Raw genomic sequence first — 23438 nt, forward strand, 5'->3', positions numbered from 1 at the left:
TTTTATGGATTGCGGTATATTATTACGGGTTTATAGACGCACACTTGTTGATTGGAGCGGAGGCGGCGACTTCTGCGGGAATAGCAGATGTTTTTTGCACCAAAAGCGAAGCGGCAGGTGCATGAGCTGAAGGCCCCGCAGGAACGAACAAAGGAATAAAGGCTAAGAACGCTACCTCCAATGGAAGGCAATCTAAGTTCGCCGCGTCCTGCTCCTGCGCAAAGCTCGTCGCAAAAGTTCTGTGCTCCTGCGCAAAGCTCGTCGCAAAAGAACTTTTTGCGGCAACGATTGCATAACCCACATCCTGTGGGCCCCAACGCCTTTGTGACCAATATCGTGTTGGCCTGAGGAGACTGAAGCCATGCCTGCGAAAAGCGTCCGCCGTAGCGGAAATCAACGAATTTTTCGGATAAATCCATCTCGAAAGAAAAAAGAATGCTCATGCGATTACTCGTAGCAAAAAAGACTGTAAACAAACTCAAGTTTATGGGCTTGTCTACAGTCTGAGACTGACACAAATACATATGCACCAGTCTTTTTTGTATATTTTATTATTTCGCTCTCACAAACAACACCTTCAAATAATTTCCTTCTTTAAAAAGTGGAGATGTCTTAAAATCACTTGGAAGTGAAAACTCTTCTTCAATCGTATATTTTCGATTGGTTTCTTTAAAAGCTTTTTCTACGAAGCTTTGGAATTTTTTCATTCCAAATGTTGCATTATTAGTAGAAGCTACAATAACGCCATTCTTTTCGGTAATAGCGATTGCATCTTTTAATAAGTTCGTGTAATCCTTTGCAGAGCTAAATGTATATTTCTTTGAACGAGCAAAGCTAGGTGGATCTAGAATAACGACATCGAAAGATAATTCTTTACGTTTGGCGTACTTGAAGTAATCGAAGACATCCATTACGATGATGTCTTGCTTTTCTACATCAATTCCGTTCACTTCAAACTGTTCAGTTGTTTTACTTAAGCTTCGTTTTGCAAGATCGACACTTGTCGTTTTCTTCGATCCACCTGCAGCAGCGAAGACAGAAAAAGCACCTGTATAGGAGAATGTATTAAGGACAGTTTTTCCAGCCGAATATGTGTCGCGAATTTTTTTCCGAACATCTCTTTGGTCTAAAAATACTCCAACCATAGCTCCATCATTTAGGTAAATGGCAAAGTTTTGACCATTTTCTTTTACGATCAGCGGGAACTCACCGCGCTCACCTTTTACAAAATCATCGTCTTCTACATACTGGCCTTTGGTATCAAAACGTTTCTTTTCATAAATTCCTTTATAGGAAACAGACTCCTCAAGTGCCTCTAAAATCATTTCTTTAAAGGAGTAAATGCCCTCACTATACCAACTTAATAAATAGAACCCATCGAAATAATCAATGGTTAATCCTCCGATTCCATCACCTTCTCCATTAAATACACGGAAGGCAGTTGTGTCGGCGTCATGAAAATAGTCTTCACGATGTTTAATTGCAGTTGCTATTTTCTTTTGGAAAAAGGAAGTATCGATTGTTTCATTTTCATTTTTCGTAAGGATCCAACCTACGCCTTTATTTTGCTTTCCTACATAGCCTTTTCCAATAAATTTTCCGGAGGGATTTCGCAATTTAAGAATAGAACCTTCTTCAAAAGAATTCATCTCGTTAAATCCATCTTTCAACAAAATAGGAACGCCTTTTTGTATATCCTGAGCAAGTGTATCTTTTACTTTAATGTCTAATTCATTTCGCATCTATGTCATCCTTACATGTCATTTTTGTTTATTATCTCATACAAAGAGAACGTCGTTTACAAAATACCTTTGATTCTTTCTCTATGTCTTCTTATGGTACAATATACTATACATATGTAGAGGAAGGAAGTTCGCTTTGAAGAAATCAAAAGTTGTCGTGCCGATTATGGTTGTAGTAGCTGTACTAGCAACAATCATTCTAAATCAAGAAGATTATAATGAAGTAACCATTATAAATAAAATTCTCATCATTGTAGGGGCAGCTATTGTTTCGTCTGTTATAGGATATCTCCTACTAGGCTCAGACGTGGACAAAGTAGATCCAAAACCAACAAATAACACGATTAACAATAAGAAGGGAAACAGGAAATAATCTGTTTGCCCTTTTTTCTTAAGGCACTGTTATCTTTTACTGTTGTTTTTTAGCATATAATTTGCGGTAGAATCCGCGCAGACTCCTGCAGGAAAGCGAGACATAGGTGACCCCTTAGGTGCAGCCGAGGAGGTTCGTCGAATTGCCCGAGGAAAGCAAGCGGATTCTACCAAAAACAACCATGTACATTAACAGCGCCTTTCTTAATGATAGGAGTGACTCATATGTTAGAAAACGCACGTCAATTACTACAAGAATACTTTGGATATGATTCCTTTCGAGAAGGACAAGAAACGATTATTAACTATGTTTTAGACAACAAACCTAGTTTATGCGTGATGCCGACAGGTGGAGGGAAGTCTCTATGTTACCAGATTCCCTCCTTACTATTAGAGGGAACAACAATAGTTATTTCCCCGCTAATCTCACTGATGAAGGATCAAGTAGACACATTATTACAGGCGGGAATTCCAGCGACTTTTATTAATAGCACATTAACTGCGGAAGAAGTAAGAGAAACGATGGAAGAAGTGCAAAATGGTCAGTATCGCTTACTTTATATAGCCCCTGAACGATTAGAATCTCCAAGCTTTCTAAATCAATTAAAAAAGGTGAAAGTACCACTAATTGCTGTGGATGAAGCACACTGTATTTCCCAGTGGGGTCATGATTTCAGACCAAGCTACCGGGCAATTCATCGATTAAAAGAAGTATTTGCAGTACAACCAGTCGTTTTGGCATTAACTGCTACAGCCACACCTGATGTGAGAGCAGATATATGCAGAATACTTCAAATTGAAGAAGACAACACAGTTATTACTGGATTTGCTCGTTCCAATTTATCTTTTTCAGTTGTATTGGGACAAGATAAAAGTCGATTTCTGAAGGATTTTATTAAAAAGAATACGCAAGAAGTTGGAATCATTTATGCTGCTACAAGAAAGACCGTCGACCAATTGCATGAGTTGTTAACGAAGGCGGGAGTTCGTGCCGCAAAATATCACGCTGGTCTCCCAGAAGCGTTTCGAAATAAGGAGCAGGAGCGTTTTTTAACAGATGAAGCACAAGTAATGGTGGCAACGAATGCATTTGGTATGGGTATCGATAAATCCAATGTACGATATGTCATTCATTATCAGCTACCTAAGAATATGGAAAGTTATTATCAAGAGGCAGGAAGAGCTGGACGAGATGGTATGCCAAGTGAGTGTGTTGTCCTATATGCATCGCAGGATGTGCAAACACAACGTTTTCTAGTTGACCAAGCATTGGACCGTGATCGAATTCCGCAAGAGCTCGAAAAGCTACAAGGTATGGTTGATTATTGCCATACGGAAAATTGTTTGCAACAATTCATCGTTACTTATTTTGGAGAGCCCAATAGTGAACCATGTGGTCAGTGCGTAAATTGTACGGATGAAAGAGAAGTGCAGGATGTGACAAAGGAAGTGCAAATGGTGTTGTCTTGTGTTGTTCGGATGGGACAGAAGTTTGGAAAAACCATTACGGCTCAAGTGTTAACAGGTTCGCAAAATAAAAAAGTACTCGATTTTGGATTTACGAAACTATCAACGTATGGGATATTAAAAAATAAATCTTTAAAAGAAGTATCTGGTCTTATGGAGTTTATGATTGCAGAAGGGATATTACTAGTGAATCACGGGAGTTTACCGACCATCTATGTATCGGATGCAGGGAAGGATGTATTACTTGGGAAAAGACAAGTGATGCGTAAAGGAGTTGCCGTAACAAAACAAATTGCTACAAACGATCCGTTATTCGAAGGGTTAAGATTACTTCGGAAAAAAATTGCGGACGAAGCAGGTGTACCACCATTCGTTATTTTTTCAGACAAAACACTACAAGATATGTGTGTAAAGCGTCCGCAAACCGAAGAAGAATTATTAGATATACACGGTGTAGGTGCTAATAAACGAGATAAGTATGGAAAAGCTTTTCTCGAAGAAATTGGGCGTTATAGCACTGTGTAATTTTTATGGGATACTACAGTTAGATTCGAAGGAACATTAATTTTCTTTGCATCTTCTGTAGATATTTCGACAATAACCGATTGTTCTAAAATCTTGAATATAGTACCTTGCACTTCGTGATCATTACGTGTAAAAGAGATCTTCTCATCAATTGCCCTTGCTGCTACGAAGTCTGAAACTTCTTTTGGTTGTCTTTGGAAACTCATGTATATGCCTCTTTTCAGGTTTTATTCACGCAAAAGCGATATGTTAATTATACCATAGATCAGCTACAAAAATCTGATTTAGAGATTAATAAAAGGGGGAAAAGTAGGAATCATGTCGAACCTTCACATTTAATGGAAGAAAGAATCGAGATTATGTCCTAAAACTACTCTGAAAGAAGATAGTATTACGACTCTTAAGCGGGCAAAGTTTGATTTTCGTGAAATATTGTTTATGATAGTGTTAAGAGATTAACCGAGGCGGTTTACGAATTAGTTTAACGAACTCCTTGTGGGGAAGCTTTACATGTAGATAGTAAAATTAGGTTTTAAAGAGGAGAATATGCATCGTGCATTTTAAAGAGTTAGAGTTAGATGAAAAAATATTACGTGCCATTGAACAATTAGGCTATACAGAGCCAACAGAAGTACAACAAAAGGTTATTCCAGTTGCCCTTGGGAAACAAGATATACTTGTGAAATCCAAAACAGGAAGCGGAAAAACAGCTTCGTTTGCTACTCCTCTTTGTGAGCTTGTCGACTGGGAAGAAAATAAGCCTCAAGCATTGGTATTAACACCAACAAGAGAATTAGCAGTTCAAGTACAAGAAGACATAACGAATATCGGTCGTTATAAGCGAATAAAAGGACTTGCTCTTTATGGGAAATCTCCTTTTGCTAAGCAAAAATTAGCATTAAAGCAAAAAACACATATCGTTGTTGGGACACCAGGACGTGTACTGGACCATATTGAAAAAGGATCGTTGGATGTATCTAAAATCGAGTATTTAGTTATTGATGAAGCAGACGAAATGTTAAACATGGGCTTTTTAGAGCAAGTAGAATCCATTATTAAGCTTCTTCCAAAAGAACGCACAACGATGCTATTTTCGGCAACTCTTTCAGATAGAATAAAAAAATTAAGTAGTAAGTATATGAAGCAACCAGTTTCAATTGAAATTGATTCGAAAATTGAAGAAGATGCCCCGAATATTGAGCATGTGAAGTATGTGGTGAAGGATGATCAAAAGCTTGCATTCCTTGAGAAGCTTACGATTATTGAAAATCCGGATAGCTGTATTATTTTCTGCCGTACGAAAGAACGTGTCGATCAGCTTGTCGATGCGCTTGATAGTAAAGGATATACTGCAGATAAAATACATGGCGGTATGATGCAGGAAGATCGTTTTGAAGTAATGGATGAATTTAGAAGAGGCGATTTCCGCTATTTAATTGCAACGGATGTAGCTGCTCGTGGTATTGATATTGAAGAGATTACGCACGTTGTACACTATGATGTTCCACTTGAGCAAGAAAGCTATGTGCATCGTACAGGTAGAACAGGCCGTGCAGGACGAAGTGGTAAATCAATCATGCTAGCTACACCGCATGAAGATAAATTTGTAAAAGAGATTGAAGCATTTATTGGCTTTGAGATTCCTACAGGTGCTGAATTATCTGCTGAAGCAGTAGCGAAAAATCGTGCTGCATTTGATTTGAAGATGCAGGAGCAGCCAGAATTGAAGAAATCAAAAGGTGAGCAATTAAATGCGGACATTACGAAATTATACTTTAATGGCGGCAAGAAAAAGAAAATTCGTGCAGTCGATTTCGTAGGAACTCTTGCGAAAATAGACGGAGTTTCCGCCGATGACATCGGTATTATCACCATTCAAGACAATGTCTCTTACGTAGAAATACTAAACGGCAAAGGTCCACTTGTTTTGAAAACAATGAGAAATACAACAATCAAAGGCAAACTACTAAAAGTGCATATTGCGAATAAATAATAAAAAAGGGGCTTTCCATTACTGGAAAGTCTCTTTTATTTGAAGACAATGTTAAATTAGGCAGTTCGTCCACGGAAAGCGAACGGATTAACAGAGCCATTTGGGAAAAATAGTCTTAAACGAGAAACCACTTGTCCAACCTATAATTACTACTGATCCAGGAAGTATAAGTGGCGCATGACCAACATGTTTTCGTAATGTTTTATAATATTCCATGTTTATCAACCTTTCCATGACATTGAATTTATTAACAGTTTATCTTAAAAAATGGTAAGATACGTAATAAAGTGAAACTTCATTTAAGTAGAATCGTATTACTAATAACGAAGTGAGAAATAAAAGAGGATGTGATCGTTGGGTGACAAAGAAATTGTGGTTTCAAGTAGGGACAGCAATACTACTTACATTATTAATCATTTTTATGTTCATGAAAGTAAAAAGCTTATTTTCACCAATCGTGATTATAGGGCAAACAATTTTTATGCCTTTATTAATTGGGGGTGTGTTATTTTATTTATCACAACCACTTCAAAAATGGTTAGAGTCTAGGAAATTCCCAAGATGGGCTAGTATTTTATCAGTCTTCATTGCAATTGGTTTATTAGGTTGGGGATTTTATGCATTAGTCGGTCCACCACTTACAAAACAAGTAAACTTACTTGTGAAAAACACACCGGAAATTGTAAAAGAAATAGAGGATTTTACAACATATACGCTATCCCAAAAGGAGAGGATTCCTGAAATACCAGAATCCCTGAAAAAAACGATTGATGGAGCTATAGCAAAGATTGATACAATTGCGGTTGCAGCTGGTGGATTACTGATTAAGTTCATCCAAAATGTATTTCAAGGGGTATTTTTATTAGTACTAGTACCGTTCTTCCTGGTGTACATGCTGAAGGATCACGAACGATTTGCTCCTTTTGTCGCCCAGTTTTTTAAAGGGGATAAAAAAATATGGATTCGTAAAACATTAGCAGATATTGACGATACATTACGCGCATATATTCAAGGACAATTATTTGTCAGCTTTTTGGTAGGTCTCATGCTGTTCACCGGTTATTTTGCCATTGGACTTGAATATGCATTATTACTTGCTTTGTTCGGAATGATTATGAATGTAATTCCGTTTTTAGGACCATATATTGCACTCGTGCCCGCACTAATTATGGCTTTAATACAAGAGCCAAAACTTGCGATTTATGTGGCAATTATTATGCTTGTATCACAACAAATCGAAAGTAATTTCATCACACCAAATGTCATGGGAAAATCATTAGATATCCATCCACTAACCGTTATTACGATTATTTTAGCGGGAGGAAACATCGCTGGATTATGGGGAATCATTTTAGGTGTTCCAACCTATGCAATTGTAAAATCGATATTGAAAAATATTTATGCACAACGAGAAGAAATAAAGGATACTGCCACGAAATCAGTATAGCGAGGTGATTAGATGACATTTAGTTCAAAAAGAGATGGTACTTTTATCAGTCTAATTATTGTTGCAATCGGTGTAGTAGCGTTAGCGACACTTTGGCCGGTTGTATTTGAATTATTTTTTACGGAGACACCTGACGTTATAGCTATTTGGGTGATGATTGTTCTATTTGTATTAGTGACAGCGTTCATTCTTTGGATTTCCTTCGATATTGAATATACTTTTAAGGAAGACTACTTATTTGTCCGAGGTGGATTATTCCGCAGTAAAATCCCGTATAAGGATATAACGAAAGTGAATCCAACATCAAATATCCTAATTGGCTACCGTATTCTTTCTTCTAAAGATGCCCTTGAGATTCAATATAAAAATGCATTTTTAGGAAGTGTTATTATATCACCTGCCAAGCAAGACGATTTTTTGAAAGTCTTATGTCAAAAAGCACCACATATCCATTCTGTTAAATGATGGGGGATTGCTAATAATGGATCAAGACAATTTCAATAAACCAACAAATGATTTAATTGGAGACATCTTAAGAAATTATGAAAAGACTGGTGGAATGGATAATCTAAAAGGTCAAGGAAAACCCTTGTCAGAAGATTATTTATCCGGAGACATATTTCAACACTTCCAAAAGATTGCAAAAGATGCAGGCTTTAAACCACACTGGCTAAAGCTGCAGCATGAGATAAGCGATGAATTAAAAGACATAGCTGAAAAATACGTGAATGGTCTAAAGAGCGATTTGCAGTTTCGAGTAACGAAAGTGAATGAAAAAATTATAGAATACAATAAATCATGTCCACCCCCAATGCAAAAAGGGACTGTTCGCTTGGAAACAGTCGAAGCAGCGAGCAAAAGGTGGTAACTAACAAGGTCTTCTCATTCTAATATGAGAAGACCTTGTTTTTTTTAAGGCTCTGTTATATTAAGCTGTTGTTTTTCAGAAGGATATATTTTGTGACGAAAATCCGCGAGACTCCTGCTGAAAAACGGGCTGCCGAGACCCAGTAGGCTAGGCAGTTCGTCCGCGGATTAAAATGCGAACATTTATCACTTTGTTGATTGAAGCGGCAGGCGGCGACTCCAGCGGGATGAGTGAGACAGATAAGTCATCACAAACGACGCGTGAGCTGTGGTGATGGCTTATCGCTCACCCCGCGGAAAGCGTCCGCCTATAGCGGAAATCAACTATACTTTATTCCATGTATCTTCCTGACTTAGCGAAAGCAGTGGTAGCGGCGTTGTTAGGGATAATTATCAGAACTCGCTTAGTAGCAGCAAGGTTAATATAAAAAAATGCTCCGAAGGTTTTTCGGAGCATTTTTCTTACTTAGGGGAATCGTTCTTCACTTGAAGAACGATTTTTTGTATGGTGGTGGTTTTTTTCATCCTGTACTTGAATGTTGAGATCTTCCACTGGAATTGCATCAACAGTTTGCATATCTTCATGCATATCAAACAGGCTCTCTTTTATTGTTCGTACGCTATCTGGATTGTCTAGAAATCGACCACCCAGATTTTTACGAATTTTATCAGTCATTTTTAACAAGCTTTAATAGCATATGGCTAAGTGCGTGCTGTTGCTCTTTGTCCCCATTTTTCCATAGTTGTTGCAGAAGGTGTTCTTCACGATTTCGGGGTTCTTCATGATTTGCTAAATATCCAGCTACTTTTTCAGTGGCTTTTGCTAATACTTCTTCACTTAATCCCATTTTTTCCCCTGCAGCCACTTTTCCAGATAAATATGACTTGAAGGTAGAAAAATTTTTAAGAATTTCTTCTTTTTCCTCTGAGCTAATACTGCCTAACTTTGCTTCTACGCGGTCATCTATATTATTTCCCAAGCTTCCTCACTCCTTTTATGTTGAACTCTTAATAGCTATTCCCGAAATATTATTAAACATGCATGAAAAATTATTTTTAAATTGGACAAAAGCCACATTTCTGCAATCCCGGAATATCTTTTGAAAAGCAGCATGTCGAGCGAACTTTGCTATTTATTAATTCTGCAGGGCTTTTTCCTTTCAAATAAACAGCTAAATGTGATTTAGAGGTAAAGGAAGACCATATTTCTTCGTTCTGCAACAATATCCAGTCCTGCTTAGCTTGATCTGCAATTGCTGGATTATCAAAAAAAACGTAATAATGCCATAGTAAGTAGCCAAATACATTTTCCCACAACGTAATAGGAGAGATACTACACTGCGATCGTAGTTTCTGAATGATGGCATCGCATTGATGTTCCCAGATTAGTTGAACTTCTTCAGAACGATTTTCACGGACATGTCGAAAATGTTCTTCTCGTATATATGTGCCAATTGTTTTATTTCCATACTCTGTCGTTGAAAAAAAGTGCAATTGTTCTAGTGGACCGTCCCAAATTTCATCGTACATGGTCATCATATAAAATTGCATAGAAATAAACATTCCTACTCTACGCATGAAGTATGATGCAGCAATTGGATCATTTGGTGCTTGGGAAATAAGTTTAATAACAGGAAGTGCATTTTCGACGTTTTTTGCATCGAATAGAGATCTTCCTATGGGTGCCAAATAGACGCTATAATTATTCAATTGTCGGATTTGATCGTTCGATAAAGTTGTCATAAAATCAGTATACAGTTTTTATAAAGACTTTCGCTATGTGCAACACTTCACTAAATTGACTTTAAAAAGAGGAGACTCTATAATTTTCAGAATATGATCCTGCTTAAGTATGAAATACCCAATTCTGCTTATAGTAGGGATAGAAGATAAAAAATCTAAGAAGGGAGTTTTGAGAAAATGGATTTAAAGGCACAAGCGCTACAAATGCATCGAAGTTACAAAGGAAAAATGGAGATGATTTCTAAGGTTCCAATGGATAGTATGGTGGATTTGAGCTTAGCTTATTCCCCTGGAGTAGCAGAGCCTTGCATCGAAATAAAAAACAATCCTTCTACCGTTTACGAGTATACTATGAAAGGCAATTTAGTTGGAGTTGTAACAGATGGAACAGCCGTATTAGGACTAGGTGATATTGGACCAGAAGCAGCTCTACCTGTTATGGAAGGGAAGGCAATTTTATTAAAACGATTTGCAAATGTCGATGCTTTTCCAATTTGTCTAGATACAAAAAATGTGGATGAGATTGTGCAAATCGTAAAGGCATTAAGTCCAACATTTGGAGCGATTAATCTAGAAGATATCTCTGCCCCACGTTGCTTTGAAATAGAAGACCGTCTTCGTCAGGAGTTAGATATACCGGTATTTCATGACGACCAACACGGTACAGCTATTGTAGTTGGTGCAGGTCTTCAAAATGCAGTGAAACTTGTTAATAAAGAAATTCCTTTTTTGAAAGTTGTAATAAACGGTGCTGGTGCAGCAGGGATGGCTATTTTAAGAGTTCTCCAACAACTTGGGTATCAACAAATAATAATGTGTGATTCGACAGGGATTATTTATAAAGGTCGAGAAAAAGGAATGAATTCAGTTAAAGATTCCATTGCTAGCACGACGAATCCTCTCGGTTTAAAGGGAACATTAAAAGATGCAATGGATGGGGCAGATATATTCATCGGTGTTTCCGTTGCAAATCTTTTAACAAAAGATATGATTGATGCGATGAATGAGGATCCAATTGTTTTTGCTTTAGCAAATCCAACACCGGAAATTGCCTATGAATTAGCGAAAGAGTGGGGCATTAAGGTTATTGCGACAGGACGTTCTGATTATCCGAACCAAGTGAATAATGTTTTAGCGTTCCCAGGTATTTTTAGAGGTGCACTAGACGTTAGAGCAACAGATATTAACGAAGAAATGAAGCTAGCAGCCGTGCAAGCAATAGCTTCCCTTATTGAAGATAACGAATTACGAGAGGATTACATCATTCCGGATGCATTTGATGAAAGAGTAGTGAATGTGGTTGCGCAAGCAGTTAAAGATGCTGCAATCGATTCAGGAGTTTCTGTTTTATTTCAACCGGCATTAAAACAATCGTAATCATAATTAAGGCGTTCTAAGGGGCTAAAATTGTCTCTTTGGAACGTTTTTTTAATATGAGTTTTGGATTGGTGACGCTCAAATATTCTGGATTTCAAACAAAATTTACCCTTCCATCCATTTCAATAGCGATACTGAGAAAATGCTATTTTTCATAGAAACTTTTCTTCTCATCGAACGTAAATGGAAGAACAAGAGGAAAAGAGGGGATGTAAATGGATGTACGTGAATTTTATGTTTCATTATCACCAAAAGCCGCGATAGACATTTTCCAAAATTCTTTAATTCAAGGGAGTATTTCAGGGGCAGTTGTAGATGTATATGAGCGTGTAGTTGGAGAGCATCAAGTGGTTGTATGTGTTCTAGAAAAGTACTATATGCGATCAAGCAATCGTACTTCATTAACTATCACAATTGATAATTTGGAGAGTAAAACGAAAGTGCACGCTGTTGCTTCAGGTGGAGGACAGGGGGTATTTCTTCGCTTTGATTGGGGAGCGGGAGGAAATTTTGTAAATACTGTGGAAAAGGTTTTAGGGAAATATATGATATAAGAAATTAAAAAAATACAACGTTATAAATGAAAACATTCATAATGCTGTACACGTGTTGATTAACCAATTTGAGCGCTATAGGTACGTAACGAACAAATATTCACAACAGGATGATCGAAAATAGTGTAGCAGTCACTTCCTGCTACACTTAGCCCTCGGTAATGATGTAGTAATCATTTCGTCCAAAACGTACAAGTGCAAAATGGGATCCTTGCGCATTTCTTGTGAAATTTTAATGGTGCAAATTGGATAATCGACAGCTGTGATAATGCAGCATTTTTTATTAAAGCTAATTTCTTACGTATTTTCTTTTGATTTTAATACCGATGATTTCGTATTTAATATTTTCGTATAGTAGCTATGTAAAAACATACCCAAAATAATAACGCTAAGTCCAACTAGAGCAATTGGTTCTGGTAACGGAACATGGAGCAACACCATTTCTCCAATAATAACGAAAATGATTTCAGTGGACTGTGTTGCTTCTACAGCCGCTAATTTTCCTTGATGACCACGAACACGATCAGTTGCCATAAAGAACAAAATCGTTGCAATAACACCCGAACTGACAGCAACAATTAGAGATTGAACAATTTGCTCTATTGAAGGCAAACCTACCGTGAATATTGCGTAAATCGCTAATAAGATCCAAGCGGGCATGGAAGCGATTGTCATACCTAAAACCCGTTGAAATGTATCCAGTCGACCGTCTAAATGCCCCATCATCTTCCTATTCCCTAATGGATAAGAAAATGCCGCTACTATAACGGGTAAAATTCCAAGAAGGATCATACTTAACGAAATAGCTTGCGTATTAGGAATCTGAATGAGGATAATACCTATTAAAATAACTAATGAGATGAAAAGAGAGACGATTGGAATTCTTTGTTTAATAATTCGATTCTTCACCTTTATAGAAAATAGTGGTGCTAGAAGGACACCGGCCACAATTGTAAATTGCCACATTCCAGATATCAACCAGCCTGGCCCATAGCCTGCTGCAAACGTTAGTGGAGCATAGAACAATACGAAACCAACAAAGCTCCATAACAGCCACTGCGTCGGAGCAGTTTTTAACTCTTTAAATGTGGAAGATAGACCTTTTCGATAAGATACGATAATAAACAAAAATGGCACCATAAAAAAGAAACGGAGGGAAGAGCTCCAAAGCCAACTTCCTCCGGATATTTCCATCGAACGATTTAGTATAAAGGTTACTGCAAAAAATAAAGACGCTAAAATACCAAGTAATATTTCACGCAAATGACCACCTACTTACGCTTGTTTTTCAAACGCTTGAATAATACCTTTTACTACTTCTGTTGCTTTCTCCATAACATCCACTGATATAAATTCATATTTTCCGTGATAATTTTCTCCACCTGTAAACACGTTTGGAGTAGGCATTCCCATATAAGAAAGTTGAGATCCATCTGTACCACCACGAACTGGAATAATGAGAGGTTCGATATCTAATGAAACCATCACATCTCTCGCTACATCTACAATTTTCATAACAGGGGTAATTTTTTCACCCATATTGTAATATTGATCGTTTAATTCAACTGAAATAGCAGCATCTCCGTATTCTGCTTTAATTTTCTCTGCAGTATCTAAGAACAATTGCTTTTTCGCTTCAAATTTTTCGCGGTCATGATCACGGATTATATAGCTAAGTTCGGTTTTTTCAACATCCCCATTAATATTCATTAAATGGATAAATCCTTCATAAGCTTCTGTTTTTTCGGGAACAGCATCTGTTGGCATATGTGATTGGAACTTAGTCGCCAGGGTAATCGCGTTTACCATTTTCCCTTTTGCAGAACCAGGGTGCACACTTGTGCCATTTGTTACAACTTTTGCACCAGCTGCATTGAAGCTTTCGTATTGCAATTCACCAAGAGGGCCACCGTCCAATGTATAAGCGAATTTTGCTCCGAATTTCTCCACGTCGAATTTATGAGGTCCACGGCCAATTTCTTCATCAGGATTAAAGGCAACACGGATTTTTCCGTGTTTTACTTCTGGATTTTGAATGAAATATTCCATTGCGGTCAAAATGATTGCAATACCTGCTTTATCATCGGCACCTAAAAGGGTAGTACCATCAGTTGTAATAAGTGTATGTCCAACATAATTGTTAAGCTCAGGGAAATCCTTTACAGTCATAACTGTGCTTGCGTTCAAGTTGATATCTTGGCCATCGTATTTATCGATACGCTGAGGGTTTACGTTTTTCCCTGTGTAATCTGTCGCCGTATCAACATGTGCTAAGAAACCGATTGTCGGAAGATCTTTGTCTGTATTAGAAGGTAAAGTAGCAAACAAATACCCGTTTTCATCTAAAGTAATTTCCTCCAAACCTAATTCTGCAAGTTCTTTTTCTAAAAGATGAAGCAAATCCCATTGACCTTCAGTAGATGGGCAAGACGAGCTAGAAGCGTCAGATTGTGTATCTATTTTTGCATAGCGTGTTAAGCGCTCGATTAATGTTTCTTTCATGAGAATAAATCCCCTTTCAAAATTATAAGTATATTCTTATTTTAGCAGATTCTTTCGGGATGCGGAATAATGAGCATAGATACTAAAAGCAAATAAAAATTGTGCTCCATAATAGGGAATCATAATAAAGGCGTCCGAAAAGGGAATATCAATAATAAATTTATTAATCGCAAGTACAGAGTCCGAGAAAATAAATAAAATTGCCCCAATGATAGCAAATTTATTAGCCGTTTGAAAAGCATTCCAACCCATCGTTAAAATAACGAGCATATAGATAACTACTGCAACAGTTAAAATATATTCACCTTGTGACCATACAGTACCTGCAATCCAGATGCCCATTGCAACTCCATACGCAAGCAACATTACAGCAGCCCATTTCGGAATAGGTATTGCTTTTATTTGTCTAAAAGCGAAAATATACCAAATGTGCCCGATTAAAAATGTAATAAGACCAATAATAAACCAATAAATTAATCCATCCGCAAGCATACATATAAATAGCCCAATGAGTATGAGCATTTTATACTTTTTGGGCTCTCCAGCAGGTTGCAAAAAAGCAAACAATAAAATTAGTAGCATTGGAATTAGTTTAAAAATAATTTTAGTAGATACAGGATCTTCTGGTATGAAGAATATATAAACAATTCCCATAACCGCAATGAAAACCGAAATAATTTTACTCCACATAAAAAAGCAACACCCCTCTATTCTTATATTCGTTACTGAAATTTAATATCCTGCAATATTGTATGCGAAAGAAAAATAAAAAAAGAACAAGCCTAAATAATTGCTCAAGCTTGTTCTTGCATCTTTTAATATTCTGGGGGATTACTAGTTACATACGTTCCTGCGATAAAATCATGAATTGCACGTTTGTCTTCTCGTAGTCCTACCATAAAAGCACTCACGATAACGCCTATTCCTAAAGTGCACACATATATAAAACCAGCAACAATAACTCGTAAAATCATTGTTCCAAAGCCAGGTTTTGTGCCATCTACTTTCACAATTCGAATACCCAATATTCTCTTTCCGACTGTATATCCATACCATAAAACAGGAACAATTAATGAGTAGAGCATGTTCCCAAAGCTTGTAATGGGAGTTTCCTCCCAATCCCCAACGAGTAGGTAGCTAATAATTGAAAGTGGAATACCAATAATTAAACTATCAAAGATACCTGCGAAAAAACGTATCCAAAATCCAGCCGGGTTTGTCATTATTCACTCCCTTCTTACAAAGCAGAGTCATCCACGCTATTTAAATATTCTTCAATAGAACCAATTACCGATTCTACACAACCGTCTTCAAATGGAGAGATTAGATTCGCTTCTGCTACTAATTTTGTGAACGATTTAGAACCGCCTAGCTGGCAAAGGTGTAAATAATCTTTCCAAGCAGCTTCGTGATCTTCTCTTGAACGCTTCCAAAATTGGAATGCACAAATTTGCGCTAATGTATAATCGATATAATAGAATGGACTGTTGTAGATATGTCCTTGACGTTGCCAAAAAGCACCCGCTTCTAAGTAACTATTACCATCATAATCACGGTGAGGTAAATAAATCTCCTCAATTTTTTTCCAAGCAGCTTTTCTTTCAGTTGGTGTCATTTCTGGATTTTCATAAACAACGTGTTGGAATTCATCTACAGCTACACCATAAGGTAAGAATAACAAGCCACTACTTAAATGAGCGAATTTATATTTGTCTGTTTGCTCTTTAAAGAACAATTCCATCCAAGGCCAAGTGAAAAATTCCATACTCATCGAGTGAATTTCACAAGCCTCGTATGTTGGCCAAAGGTATTCTGGAATTCCAATATCGCGGCTGGAGTATACTTGGAATGCGTGCCCTGCTTCGTGAGTTAACACGTCGATATCACCAGAAGTTCCATTAAAATTAGAGAAAATGTATGGAGACTCATAGTTATCGATAAATGTACAATAACCACCTGATTCTTTTCCTTTTTTAGCAACTAGGTCCATTAAATCACGATCAATCATAAACTGGAAAAACTCAGCGGTTTCAGGAGATAACTCTTCGTACATTTTCTTTCCATTCTCTACAATCCACTCAGGTGACCCTTGTGGGGTAGCATTTCCAGACAAGAAATTAAGGGATTCATCGTAAAACTTCATATTATCAATCCCAATTCTCTTCGATTGGCGCTCATATAACTTAGTTGCAACAGGTACGATAAAGTCACGAACTTGATCACGGAATTTTTTCACCATCTCCGCATTATAATCGATTCGATTCATACGGATATAGCCTAGCTCCACAAAGTTTTTATATCCAAGCTTCGTAGCAATTTCATGACGTACCTTTACAAGCTGATCATAAATATCATCGAACTTCGCTTCATGCTCTTGGAAGAAACCGAATCTTGTTTCCATAGCTTTTATACGTACATCACGATCCGTTGATTCTCCGTATGGGCCAAGCTGGGCAAGTGTCAATGTTTCCCCGTTAAATTCCACTTGTGCAGAAGCAACAAGCTTCGAATAGTCAGAAGACAATTTATTTTCCTTTTGCAAAAGTGAAATCACTTCAGAAGAAAAGGCTTTGATTTGAAAATCAGCAAGATCAAATAATTGGCTGCCCCATTTGTCTTCTAATTCTTTTCTAAAGGGTGAATCAACAAGTGCTTTGTAATATTCTGTAACCAACTCTTCTATCTCTGGAAGTATTCCATCAAAATGATCACGTTCGTTTTGATAAAATTCATCATTCGTATCAATAGATGCACGAATGTAAACTAAATTAGATTGCGTCGAAAAGTCATTGCGAAGTCCATTCAGTTCTTGAATTGTTGCACTTTGTTCTTCAACTGAAGAAGCTTGTTTAAACTTTGCCAATGCCTCACTAAACTTTACTTTGCCTTCTTCTAGATTTGGTCGTTTGTACTCATAATCTTGAAATGTAACCAAAGGTATTCTCCTCTCGATTGCTTCTTAGAATAAAAGCGTTTACAACTTAATTGTTTAATATTTTCAGATAAATTGCAACTATTAAAATTAAATTGATTTTTTATAGACGTTATTATAAAATGTTTATAAAATAACAAACAAAGATTGGGTGTGTTTATTCGTGGAAATTTCAGAGCTGTTTTGGAATGCTGACGCCAATCAATTAAGGCAGGGTTACAAGGAAGAAAAAGAAGTATTTGTTTGCCTATTATGTGGAGAACAGGTAGAGAAAGGGCTTATTTATCCTGAGGATAATGTGCTCTATGAAGCAGAACGTTATATGAAACGGCATATCGAAACGGAGCATGGATCTGTATTCCATTATCTAATCGGGTTAAACAAAAAATTAACCGGATTAACCGACCATCAAAATAGTCTCCTTCGATTATTTTATGAAGGAAAAAACGATGCAGAAATACAATCAGAGTTAAATATTGGAAGTGCATCAACCATTCGCAACCATCGCTTTGTATTGAAGGAAAAAGAGCGCCAAGCAAAAATATTCTTAACGATGATGGAATTGTTGAAGGAAAAAGATGACCATGCACCAACCTTTCTTCCACTTCATAAAAATGCAACGATGGTGGACGACCGTTACAATATAACAACCGAAGAGCAGCAAGAGGTTGAAAAGAAATTTTTCCTAGCAGGAATAGACGGGCCGCTAGTAAAATTTCCAAAGAAAGAAAAACAAAAGCTGGCTACACTTCGTGTCATCATCAAACGATTTGAACTAGAACGCATCTACAGCGAAAAAGAAATAAACGAGGTACTTAAAAATGTATATGCTGACTTCGTCACTTTGAGACGTTATCTAATCGAATACGGCTTTTTAGATAGAAAAGACGATGGCAGTGCGTACTGGGTGAAAAACTAAAGTAGAGGATTGGATAAAAAATGGAGCGAAAAAAGGAACTAAAACAAGAGTATAAAGAAATTAAAATAGAAGGTGGCATCTATGTCATCACGAATAAACAAAACGGAAAAAAGTTTGTCGCTTCTACACGAAACTTCAAAACATTAAATGGCACCAAATTCACGTTAGAAACAGGAACGCATACCAATCGATTACTCCAAGAAGATTGGAAACAATTCGGTAAAGAAGCATTTGAAATCGAGCAAATAGAAGTATATAAACCATCTAAAAATCATTCCACGTCTGAAAAGAAAGAACTAGAAAAGCTCTTGGAAAAATGGATGGAACAATTACAGCCATATGGGGAGAGGGGGTACCATACGAAGAAAATTTGAAGTAGAAAGGCTTCCGAGGAATTGGAAGTCTTTTTTGAATGAGTTAATACAGTCTTATTTACAGGTTGAAATATCATCCTTTACTAGACAAACTGCGTCCGAACGAGAGCGATTCCACTCTTACGAGAGCTCACCATGTCTATGCAAGAGCCGGCGTGTCCAAACGAGAGCAGTCCGGACGGAAATGAACACGACAAAAAAATGACCCCAAACGTACACATTCGGAGTCATTTCCCTACAATATAGGTTTTCAGTAATGCAGCGCGTTCACGTAAACGCGACTTCATTTCGCTAATTTTTGGTGTCTTAGCTGCTACAACATCTGCGTCCCAATCGATCTCTTCTGCAAGAATTTTCGCACGTTGTAAATGGTAGTCACTTGTAATAATCGTTACGGATTCTACGTTTTTCGGTAGGAGCTTTTGAGAAAATAGCAAATTCTCATAAGTAGAAGTAGATTGATCCTCTACGATGAGTCTATCTTCCGCTATTCCGTGCTCCAATAGAAAAGCTTTCATGACCGCAGCTTCTTCGATGTCTTCGTCCGGTCCTTGTCCACCAGACAATACAAGCTTCACATGCGGATTTTCTGTAGCATAAGTTAGTGCAGATTCCAATCTATAACGTAACGCGAGGGAAGGGATATTGCCTTCCTTCACTTTGGCACCAAGAACGATGGCGTATTCATTCGAGCCATCTGCTTTAGGTTCCAGTCCATCATTGATCCATTTACTAGTAAGCATCCACATACCGAGTCCGCTAGAAGCAATCACTAATAAAGGAATAAGCACAATCCACCTCTTCTTTTTGTTTATGCAAATCACCCATTTCATTTACATGGAAGTCTTCTTTTTCCTTAGAAATGCAGATATCCTTGGCTCTTCTTTCCTAGCTAAGCGTTGGAAGTTTTCGATATGCAAAATAGACGCCATGAATAATAAAAGTGCAGCAATCGCAATTGGTGCAACTCCATCTGCAGTCCAAATAGAAGCACCCACAAATACAAAGTAAAATACAAATACACCAATTAATAAATAATCTGTTAAAAAAGTAGCACCAATTAATAATAAAAGACCGATTAGCCCAATAGGCCAATGAATAGCCAGAAGCACACCAATAATGGATGCAGTCCCTTTTCCACCTTTAAAACGAGTGTAAATGGGGAAGTTATGTCCTAAAATGACTGCGGCACCAGCTAGATAAAGTAATAAATCCAACTCGATAATTGAAAAAGTAGCAAATTGCTCTGTAAAAAAGCGAACACCGATAATAACGAACACACCTTTTAAAATATCGATTGCTGCAACTAACATCCCGTACTTCATTCCAAGAACAATTGCTGCATTGGAGGCACCAGAGTTTTTTAAGCCTTCTTTTTTTATATTCACTCCACTAAAAAATTGGGCTACCTTTGAACCGTGCATAGCTCCAATTAAATAGCTAATTACTATGATGCTAATACTCCAAATTACCATCGTATGTCACTCCCTAAAAAGTATTCCACTATATTAAACGTATCAAGTACAAAGAAGTTTCAGAATTTTTGTGAAAAACACTTGACGAACAGATAAATAGAATCATATACTGTGTAACAAGATGGAAAAATAATCTAATACTCTTATCAAGAGTGGCGGAGGGACTAGGCCCTACGATGCCCGGCAACCAACAAGTTCTAAACTTGGAAAGGTGCTACATCCTACAAATTCAGGTTACGAATTTGGAAGATAAGAGGAGGAACATGCGAAATCGCACCCCTCTTCTAAATTGAAGAGGGGTTTTTGTTTGTTCTCAATCCTCTCCCGACTCCGAAGTATCCATCTAAACTACTTTCTAGGAGGAATTCAAATGACAAATCTTCAACCAGAAACACTTCTTTTACACGGTGGTCAACAACCAGATCCAGTAACAGGTTCACGAGCAGTTCCAATTCACAAAACGACTTCTTTTGTATTTCGTGACACAGAGCACGCACAAAATTTATTTGCTTTAAAAGAATTTGGTAATATTTACTCTCGTATTACAAATCCTACTGTAGATGTTTTTGAACAGCGAATTGCTCTACTAGAAGGTGGAACAGCAGCAGTTGCCCTTTCTTCAGGAATGGCAGCAATTGCATTTTCTATTTTGAATATTGCGGGAGCAGGAGACGAAATTATTGCAGCGGAAAACTTGTACGGCGGTACCTTTAATTTATTTGCACATACATTGCCACGCTACGGAATTACAGTTAAATTTGTAGATTCCACAGACCCAGAAAATTTCCGAGCAGCAGTTACAGAAAAAACAAAAGGATTTTTCGCTGAGATTATTGGTAACCCAAGTTTGAACGTGTTAGATGTTGAAAAAGTGGCAGCGATTGCAAATGAAGTAGGAGTTCCTCTTTTAGTAGATAATACATTCGCAACACCATATGGCTCGAATCCGATTAAACATGGTGCTCATGTAGTCATCCACTCTGCGACGAAATGGATTGGTGGTCACGGTACAACAATCGGAGGAGTAGTAGTAGACGGAGGAAACTTTAATTGGGATTCAGAGAAGTTCCCTGGATTCACAGAGCCAGACGTAACCTATCACGGCTTGCGATATGGCATTGATGTGCCTACCGTAGCATTTGCGATTAAACTACGCGTTCAATTGCTTCGTGATTTTGGTCCATCCTTAAGCCCAGATGCAGCATTTTCTTTCCTTCAAGGGTTAGAAACACTTCATCTACGCGTTCCTAAGCACAATGAAAACGCACAAAAAATTGCAGATTATTTATCCAATCACGAGGGTGTTGAATGGGTTAACTACTTAGGATTAGAAGAGCATCCATCTTATGAACTGGCACAAAAGTATTTATACAATGGCTTTGGTTCTATTCTTACATTTGGGGTAAAGGGTGGAAAAGAAGCTGGCCGACATATTATCGATAACATTGAAATTTGGTCGCATGTAGCAAACGTAGGTGATGCAAAATCGTTAATTATTCACCCTGCATCTACCACACACCAACAATTAACTCCTGAAGACTTAGTGAAATCAGGTGTTACAGAGGACTTAATTCGCTTGTCTGTAGGGTTAGAAGCAGTGGAAGACTTGCAAAATGCACTTGATAAAGTACTTGTAGGAAAAACAAATGTCCTCTCTAGATAGAATTTTGTTGTTAGTTGAGAGAAAATAGTCTACAATATGTAAAATAGTCAATCAATGTTCGGTTGGTGTTTTATTAGAATATGAATATTTGAACTCAATTGTGCAGATTCATTTGGAGGAGAAAGTATGGCGAAAATAAAAGCAGCAATCTTAGGTTTTGGAACAGTTGGCCAAGGGATTTATCATATTGTGAATGAAAAAAGAGAAGACTTAAAAAACTCGTTAGGATTGGATATTGAAATTAGTGCCATTCTAATTAATAATTTATCGAAAGATAGACCAGAAACGCCTGGCGTACTAGTGACAGATAATTTCGAGGATATTATGAATATCCCTGGCCTTCAGGTTGTCTTTGAAGCTATAGTCAATGAAGAACCAGCGTATAGCTATTTATGTAGAGCGATTGACAATGGGTGTCACGTTATTACGGCAAATAAAGTGATGTTTTCTAAATATAGTATCCCACTACAAGAACGCTCAAAATCACGTGGTGTCTTTGTCGGCTTTGAAGCGACTACTGCAGGTGGGGTTCCGGTTATTAAAACACTGAAAAATTTACTTCAAGTGAATTCGGTGAAGAAGATTCAAGGGATTTTAAATGGAACTTCGAACTATATTCTAACGCAAATGCGTTTAGATGAATGCCAGTTTGACGATGCGCTAAAGGAAGCACAGGCCCTTGGTTATGCAGAAGCAGATCCGTATAACGACATTTCTGGTCAAGATGCATTCCGAAAGCTAATGATTTTAAGTGCACTTGCTTTTGGTAAGCAGCCAAACTGGAAGGACGTAAGAGTTGTTGGAATCGATGGGATTTCTTTAGAAGATGTTAGAAAAGCGAAAAAAGAAGGGCTTCGTTATCGTCATGTTGCAGAAATTGAACAAGATGAAAATGGGGAACTTTACGCATCAGTAGGTCCACAACTTGTAGGTCCGGATCATCCTTTATTCGCAATTGAGGGAGTAAACAACGCTGTTTCTTTAGATACAAACTACATTGGGACACTTACACTAGTTGGTCCTGGAGCAGGGATGTACCCAACGGCAAGTGTTATGGTAGAAGATTATGCAGAGATTATTGGAAAACGAGCAGGGTTTTTTATAACAATATAATAAAATGGCAACCATCTAAAATTTTACAATAGAAAAAGGACAGTCTCCTCATTTGGAGAAAGTCCTTTTTGTCTGTCACACACTTAAGTTCTATTTATCGATTGTTTTTACATTAATCCTCGTCTTTTACGTCAATGTCGTCTGGAATGGGGGTGTTTCGCCATTCATCAATCTGACGTTTCAGATCTTCCAATTGTTGCAAATGTGTTTGAAATTGCGCACTATTTACGTAATAGTCTTCACCGTCGAAGATAGCACGAATCTTTTTTTCAGCAATATACCTTTTTACTTGATCAATAGGCATGGATAAATAATCCGCAGTTTCGTCCACTGTCATATACATGTGCAAATGCCTCCTATCTCTTATAGTATA

At 37.5% G+C, this 23438-nt stretch carries 26 protein-coding genes and 1 riboswitch; of the genes, 12 read left to right on the plus strand and 14 right to left on the minus strand.

Annotation, left to right across the window (positions count from 1 at the left end):
- Positions 1-22 precede the first annotated feature (22 nt).
- Together MHB48_RS00790 and MHB48_RS00795 are read right to left on the minus strand one after the other, a co-directional pair.
- Positions 23-301 (minus strand): hypothetical protein, encoded by a 279-nt coding sequence (locus tag MHB48_RS00790; RefSeq protein ID WP_342599705.1) that lies wholly within the window; start codon positions 299-301, stop codon positions 23-25.
- Positions 302-551: 250 nt separating this feature from the next.
- Positions 552-1742: a class I SAM-dependent rRNA methyltransferase gene (locus tag MHB48_RS00795; RefSeq protein WP_342599706.1), complete on the minus strand. Its 1191-nt coding sequence runs from the start codon at positions 1740-1742 to the stop codon at positions 552-554.
- Positions 1743-1878: 136 nt separating this feature from the next.
- Here MHB48_RS00795 and MHB48_RS00800 point away from each other — a divergent pair, with 136 nt between their 5' ends.
- Positions 1879-2115 (plus strand): hypothetical protein, encoded by a 237-nt coding sequence (locus MHB48_RS00800; RefSeq protein ID WP_342599707.1) that lies wholly within the window; start codon positions 1879-1881, stop codon positions 2113-2115.
- Positions 2116-2339: 224 nt separating this feature from the next.
- Positions 2340-4106, plus strand: a complete 1767-nt coding sequence (gene recQ / locus MHB48_RS00805) for a DNA helicase RecQ (RefSeq protein ID WP_342599708.1) — start codon at positions 2340-2342, stop codon at positions 4104-4106.
- On the opposite strand, the gene MHB48_RS00810 is transcribed toward recQ, so the two are convergent.
- Positions 4091-4312 (minus strand): DUF2187 family protein, encoded by a 222-nt coding sequence (locus tag MHB48_RS00810; protein WP_342599709.1) that lies wholly within the window; start codon positions 4310-4312, stop codon positions 4091-4093. The genes recQ and MHB48_RS00810 overlap by 16 nt on opposite strands.
- Before the next feature lie 338 nt (positions 4313-4650).
- Between MHB48_RS00810 and MHB48_RS00815 the strand changes: the two genes are divergently transcribed.
- From MHB48_RS00815 to MHB48_RS00830, 4 genes are all read left to right on the plus strand, one after another.
- Entirely contained in the window at positions 4651-6099 is a 1449-nt protein-coding gene (locus MHB48_RS00815) for a DEAD/DEAH box helicase (RefSeq protein ID WP_342601272.1), read from the plus strand.
- Between the two features lie 358 nt (positions 6100-6457).
- Entirely contained in the window at positions 6458-7546 is a 1089-nt protein-coding gene (locus MHB48_RS00820; RefSeq protein ID WP_342599710.1) for an AI-2E family transporter, read from the plus strand.
- Between the two features lie 12 nt (positions 7547-7558).
- Complete coding sequence (locus tag MHB48_RS00825) at positions 7559-8011, plus strand: PH domain-containing protein (RefSeq protein WP_342599711.1); 453 nt, start codon at positions 7559-7561, stop codon at positions 8009-8011.
- 16 nt (positions 8012-8027) lie between these two features.
- Positions 8028-8414: a DnaJ family domain-containing protein gene (locus MHB48_RS00830; protein ID WP_342599712.1), complete on the plus strand. Its 387-nt coding sequence runs from the start codon at positions 8028-8030 to the stop codon at positions 8412-8414.
- 465 nt (positions 8415-8879) lie between these two features.
- Here the strand turns inward: MHB48_RS00830 and MHB48_RS00835 are convergent, their stop codons facing one another.
- The 3 genes from MHB48_RS00835 to MHB48_RS00845 form a co-directional block, all read right to left on the minus strand.
- A complete protein-coding gene (locus MHB48_RS00835) occupies positions 8880-9089 on the minus strand; it encodes a hypothetical protein (RefSeq protein ID WP_340916830.1) in 210 nt (69 codons plus the stop codon).
- Positions 9082-9393 (minus strand): DUF3243 domain-containing protein, encoded by a 312-nt coding sequence (locus MHB48_RS00840; RefSeq protein ID WP_342599713.1) that lies wholly within the window; start codon positions 9391-9393, stop codon positions 9082-9084. Before MHB48_RS00840 ends, MHB48_RS00835 begins: the two co-directional genes overlap by 8 nt.
- A gap of 76 nt (positions 9394-9469) precedes the next feature.
- Positions 9470-10156 (minus strand): hypothetical protein, encoded by a 687-nt coding sequence (locus tag MHB48_RS00845; RefSeq protein WP_342599714.1) that lies wholly within the window; start codon positions 10154-10156, stop codon positions 9470-9472.
- Between the two features lie 177 nt (positions 10157-10333).
- On the opposite strand from MHB48_RS00845, the gene MHB48_RS00850 reads away from it, so the two are divergent.
- Together MHB48_RS00850 and MHB48_RS00855 are read left to right on the plus strand one after the other, a co-directional pair.
- The gene (locus tag MHB48_RS00850; RefSeq protein ID WP_342599715.1) at positions 10334-11533 is read left to right on the plus strand and encodes a malic enzyme-like NAD(P)-binding protein; all 1200 of its coding nucleotides are present in this window, start codon (positions 10334-10336) and stop codon (positions 11531-11533) included.
- A gap of 215 nt (positions 11534-11748) precedes the next feature.
- A complete protein-coding gene (locus tag MHB48_RS00855) occupies positions 11749-12087 on the plus strand; it encodes a DUF6054 family protein (RefSeq protein ID WP_342599716.1) in 339 nt (112 codons plus the stop codon).
- Positions 12088-12384: 297 nt separating this feature from the next.
- Here MHB48_RS00855 and MHB48_RS00860 read toward each other — a convergent pair whose 3' ends face one another.
- The 5 genes from MHB48_RS00860 to MHB48_RS00880 all read right to left on the minus strand — a co-directional run bounded on the left by MHB48_RS00860 (position 12385) and on the right by MHB48_RS00880 (position 17524).
- The gene (locus MHB48_RS00860) at positions 12385-13350 is read right to left on the minus strand and encodes a multidrug resistance efflux transporter family protein (RefSeq protein ID WP_342599717.1); all 966 of its coding nucleotides are present in this window, start codon (positions 13348-13350) and stop codon (positions 12385-12387) included.
- A gap of 12 nt (positions 13351-13362) precedes the next feature.
- A complete protein-coding gene (gene pepT / locus MHB48_RS00865) occupies positions 13363-14589 on the minus strand; it encodes a peptidase T (RefSeq protein ID WP_342599718.1) in 1227 nt (408 codons plus the stop codon).
- Positions 14590-14625: 36 nt separating this feature from the next.
- Entirely contained in the window at positions 14626-15279 is a 654-nt protein-coding gene (locus tag MHB48_RS00870) for a lysoplasmalogenase (RefSeq protein ID WP_342599719.1), read from the minus strand.
- Positions 15280-15404: 125 nt separating this feature from the next.
- Complete coding sequence (locus MHB48_RS00875) at positions 15405-15812, minus strand: RDD family protein (RefSeq protein WP_342599720.1); 408 nt, start codon at positions 15810-15812, stop codon at positions 15405-15407.
- Positions 15813-15826: 14 nt separating this feature from the next.
- On the minus strand, positions 15827-17524 hold the full coding sequence (locus MHB48_RS00880; protein WP_342599721.1) for a M3 family oligoendopeptidase: 1698 nt from the start codon (positions 17522-17524) through the stop codon (positions 15827-15829).
- Between the two features lie 160 nt (positions 17525-17684).
- Here MHB48_RS00880 and MHB48_RS00885 point away from each other — a divergent pair, with 160 nt between their 5' ends.
- Positions 17685-18440 (plus strand): DUF2087 domain-containing protein, encoded by a 756-nt coding sequence (locus tag MHB48_RS00885; protein WP_342599722.1) that lies wholly within the window; start codon positions 17685-17687, stop codon positions 18438-18440.
- A 20-nt stretch (positions 18441-18460) separates the two neighbouring features.
- Positions 18461-18814, plus strand: a complete 354-nt coding sequence (locus MHB48_RS00890) for a GIY-YIG nuclease family protein (RefSeq protein WP_342599723.1) — start codon at positions 18461-18463, stop codon at positions 18812-18814.
- Positions 18815-19041: 227 nt separating this feature from the next.
- On the opposite strand, the gene MHB48_RS00895 is transcribed toward MHB48_RS00890, so the two are convergent.
- Together MHB48_RS00895 and MHB48_RS00900 are read right to left on the minus strand one after the other, a co-directional pair.
- The gene (locus MHB48_RS00895) at positions 19042-19605 is read right to left on the minus strand and encodes a YdcF family protein (protein WP_342599724.1); all 564 of its coding nucleotides are present in this window, start codon (positions 19603-19605) and stop codon (positions 19042-19044) included.
- A 42-nt stretch (positions 19606-19647) separates the two neighbouring features.
- Positions 19648-20289, minus strand: a complete 642-nt coding sequence (locus MHB48_RS00900; protein WP_340916868.1) for a glycerol-3-phosphate acyltransferase — start codon at positions 20287-20289, stop codon at positions 19648-19650.
- A gap of 140 nt (positions 20290-20429) precedes the next feature.
- A riboswitch (SAM riboswitch) is annotated at positions 20430-20545 on the plus strand.
- Positions 20546-20659: 114 nt separating this feature from the next.
- Between MHB48_RS00900 and MHB48_RS00905 the strand changes: the two genes are divergently transcribed.
- Positions 20660-21952, plus strand: a complete 1293-nt coding sequence (locus MHB48_RS00905; protein WP_342599725.1) for an O-acetylhomoserine aminocarboxypropyltransferase/cysteine synthase family protein — start codon at positions 20660-20662, stop codon at positions 21950-21952.
- Between the two features lie 126 nt (positions 21953-22078).
- Complete coding sequence (locus tag MHB48_RS00910; RefSeq protein ID WP_342599726.1) at positions 22079-23065, plus strand: homoserine dehydrogenase; 987 nt, start codon at positions 22079-22081, stop codon at positions 23063-23065.
- A 112-nt stretch (positions 23066-23177) separates the two neighbouring features.
- On the opposite strand, the gene MHB48_RS00915 is transcribed toward MHB48_RS00910, so the two are convergent.
- A complete protein-coding gene (locus tag MHB48_RS00915; protein WP_342599727.1) occupies positions 23178-23408 on the minus strand; it encodes an excisionase family DNA-binding protein in 231 nt (76 codons plus the stop codon).
- Positions 23409-23438 lie beyond the last annotated feature (30 nt).

The sequence above is a fragment of the Psychrobacillus sp. FSL H8-0483 genome, from assembly GCF_038637725.1.
GTDB lineage: Bacteria > Bacillota > Bacilli > Bacillales_A > Planococcaceae > Psychrobacillus.

Excerpts from the sequence above, each read along its gene's own strand:
- MHB48_RS00795 (WP_342599706.1), bottom strand. The coding sequence starts at position 1,742 with ATGCGAAATGAATTAGACATTAAAGTAAAAGATACACTTGCTCAGGAT.
- recQ (WP_342599708.1), top strand. The coding sequence starts at position 2,340 with ATGTTAGAAAACGCACGTCAATTACTACAAGAATACTTTGGATATGAT.
- MHB48_RS00810 (WP_342599709.1), bottom strand. The coding sequence starts at position 4,312 with ATGAGTTTCCAAAGACAACCAAAAGAAGTTTCAGACTTCGTAGCAGCA.
- MHB48_RS00825 (WP_342599711.1), top strand. The coding sequence starts at position 7,559 with ATGACATTTAGTTCAAAAAGAGATGGTACTTTTATCAGTCTAATTATT.
- MHB48_RS00830 (WP_342599712.1), top strand. The coding sequence starts at position 8,028 with ATGGATCAAGACAATTTCAATAAACCAACAAATGATTTAATTGGAGAC.
- MHB48_RS00835 (WP_340916830.1), bottom strand. The coding sequence starts at position 9,089 with ATGACTGATAAAATTCGTAAAAATCTGGGTGGTCGATTTCTAGACAAT.
- MHB48_RS00845 (WP_342599714.1), bottom strand. The coding sequence starts at position 10,156 with ATGACAACTTTATCGAACGATCAAATCCGACAATTGAATAATTATAGC.
- MHB48_RS00850 (WP_342599715.1), top strand. The coding sequence starts at position 10,334 with ATGGATTTAAAGGCACAAGCGCTACAAATGCATCGAAGTTACAAAGGA.
- MHB48_RS00855 (WP_342599716.1), top strand. The coding sequence starts at position 11,749 with ATGGATGTACGTGAATTTTATGTTTCATTATCACCAAAAGCCGCGATA.
- pepT (WP_342599718.1), bottom strand. The coding sequence starts at position 14,589 with ATGAAAGAAACATTAATCGAGCGCTTAACACGCTATGCAAAAATAGAT.
- MHB48_RS00870 (WP_342599719.1), bottom strand. The coding sequence starts at position 15,279 with ATGTGGAGTAAAATTATTTCGGTTTTCATTGCGGTTATGGGAATTGTT.
- MHB48_RS00875 (WP_342599720.1), bottom strand. The coding sequence starts at position 15,812 with ATGACAAACCCGGCTGGATTTTGGATACGTTTTTTCGCAGGTATCTTT.
- MHB48_RS00890 (WP_342599723.1), top strand. The coding sequence starts at position 18,461 with ATGGAGCGAAAAAAGGAACTAAAACAAGAGTATAAAGAAATTAAAATA.
- MHB48_RS00900 (WP_340916868.1), bottom strand. The coding sequence starts at position 20,289 with ATGGTAATTTGGAGTATTAGCATCATAGTAATTAGCTATTTAATTGGA.
- MHB48_RS00905 (WP_342599725.1), top strand. The coding sequence starts at position 20,660 with ATGACAAATCTTCAACCAGAAACACTTCTTTTACACGGTGGTCAACAA.
- MHB48_RS00910 (WP_342599726.1), top strand. The coding sequence starts at position 22,079 with ATGGCGAAAATAAAAGCAGCAATCTTAGGTTTTGGAACAGTTGGCCAA.
- MHB48_RS00915 (WP_342599727.1), bottom strand. The coding sequence starts at position 23,408 with ATGTATATGACAGTGGACGAAACTGCGGATTATTTATCCATGCCTATT.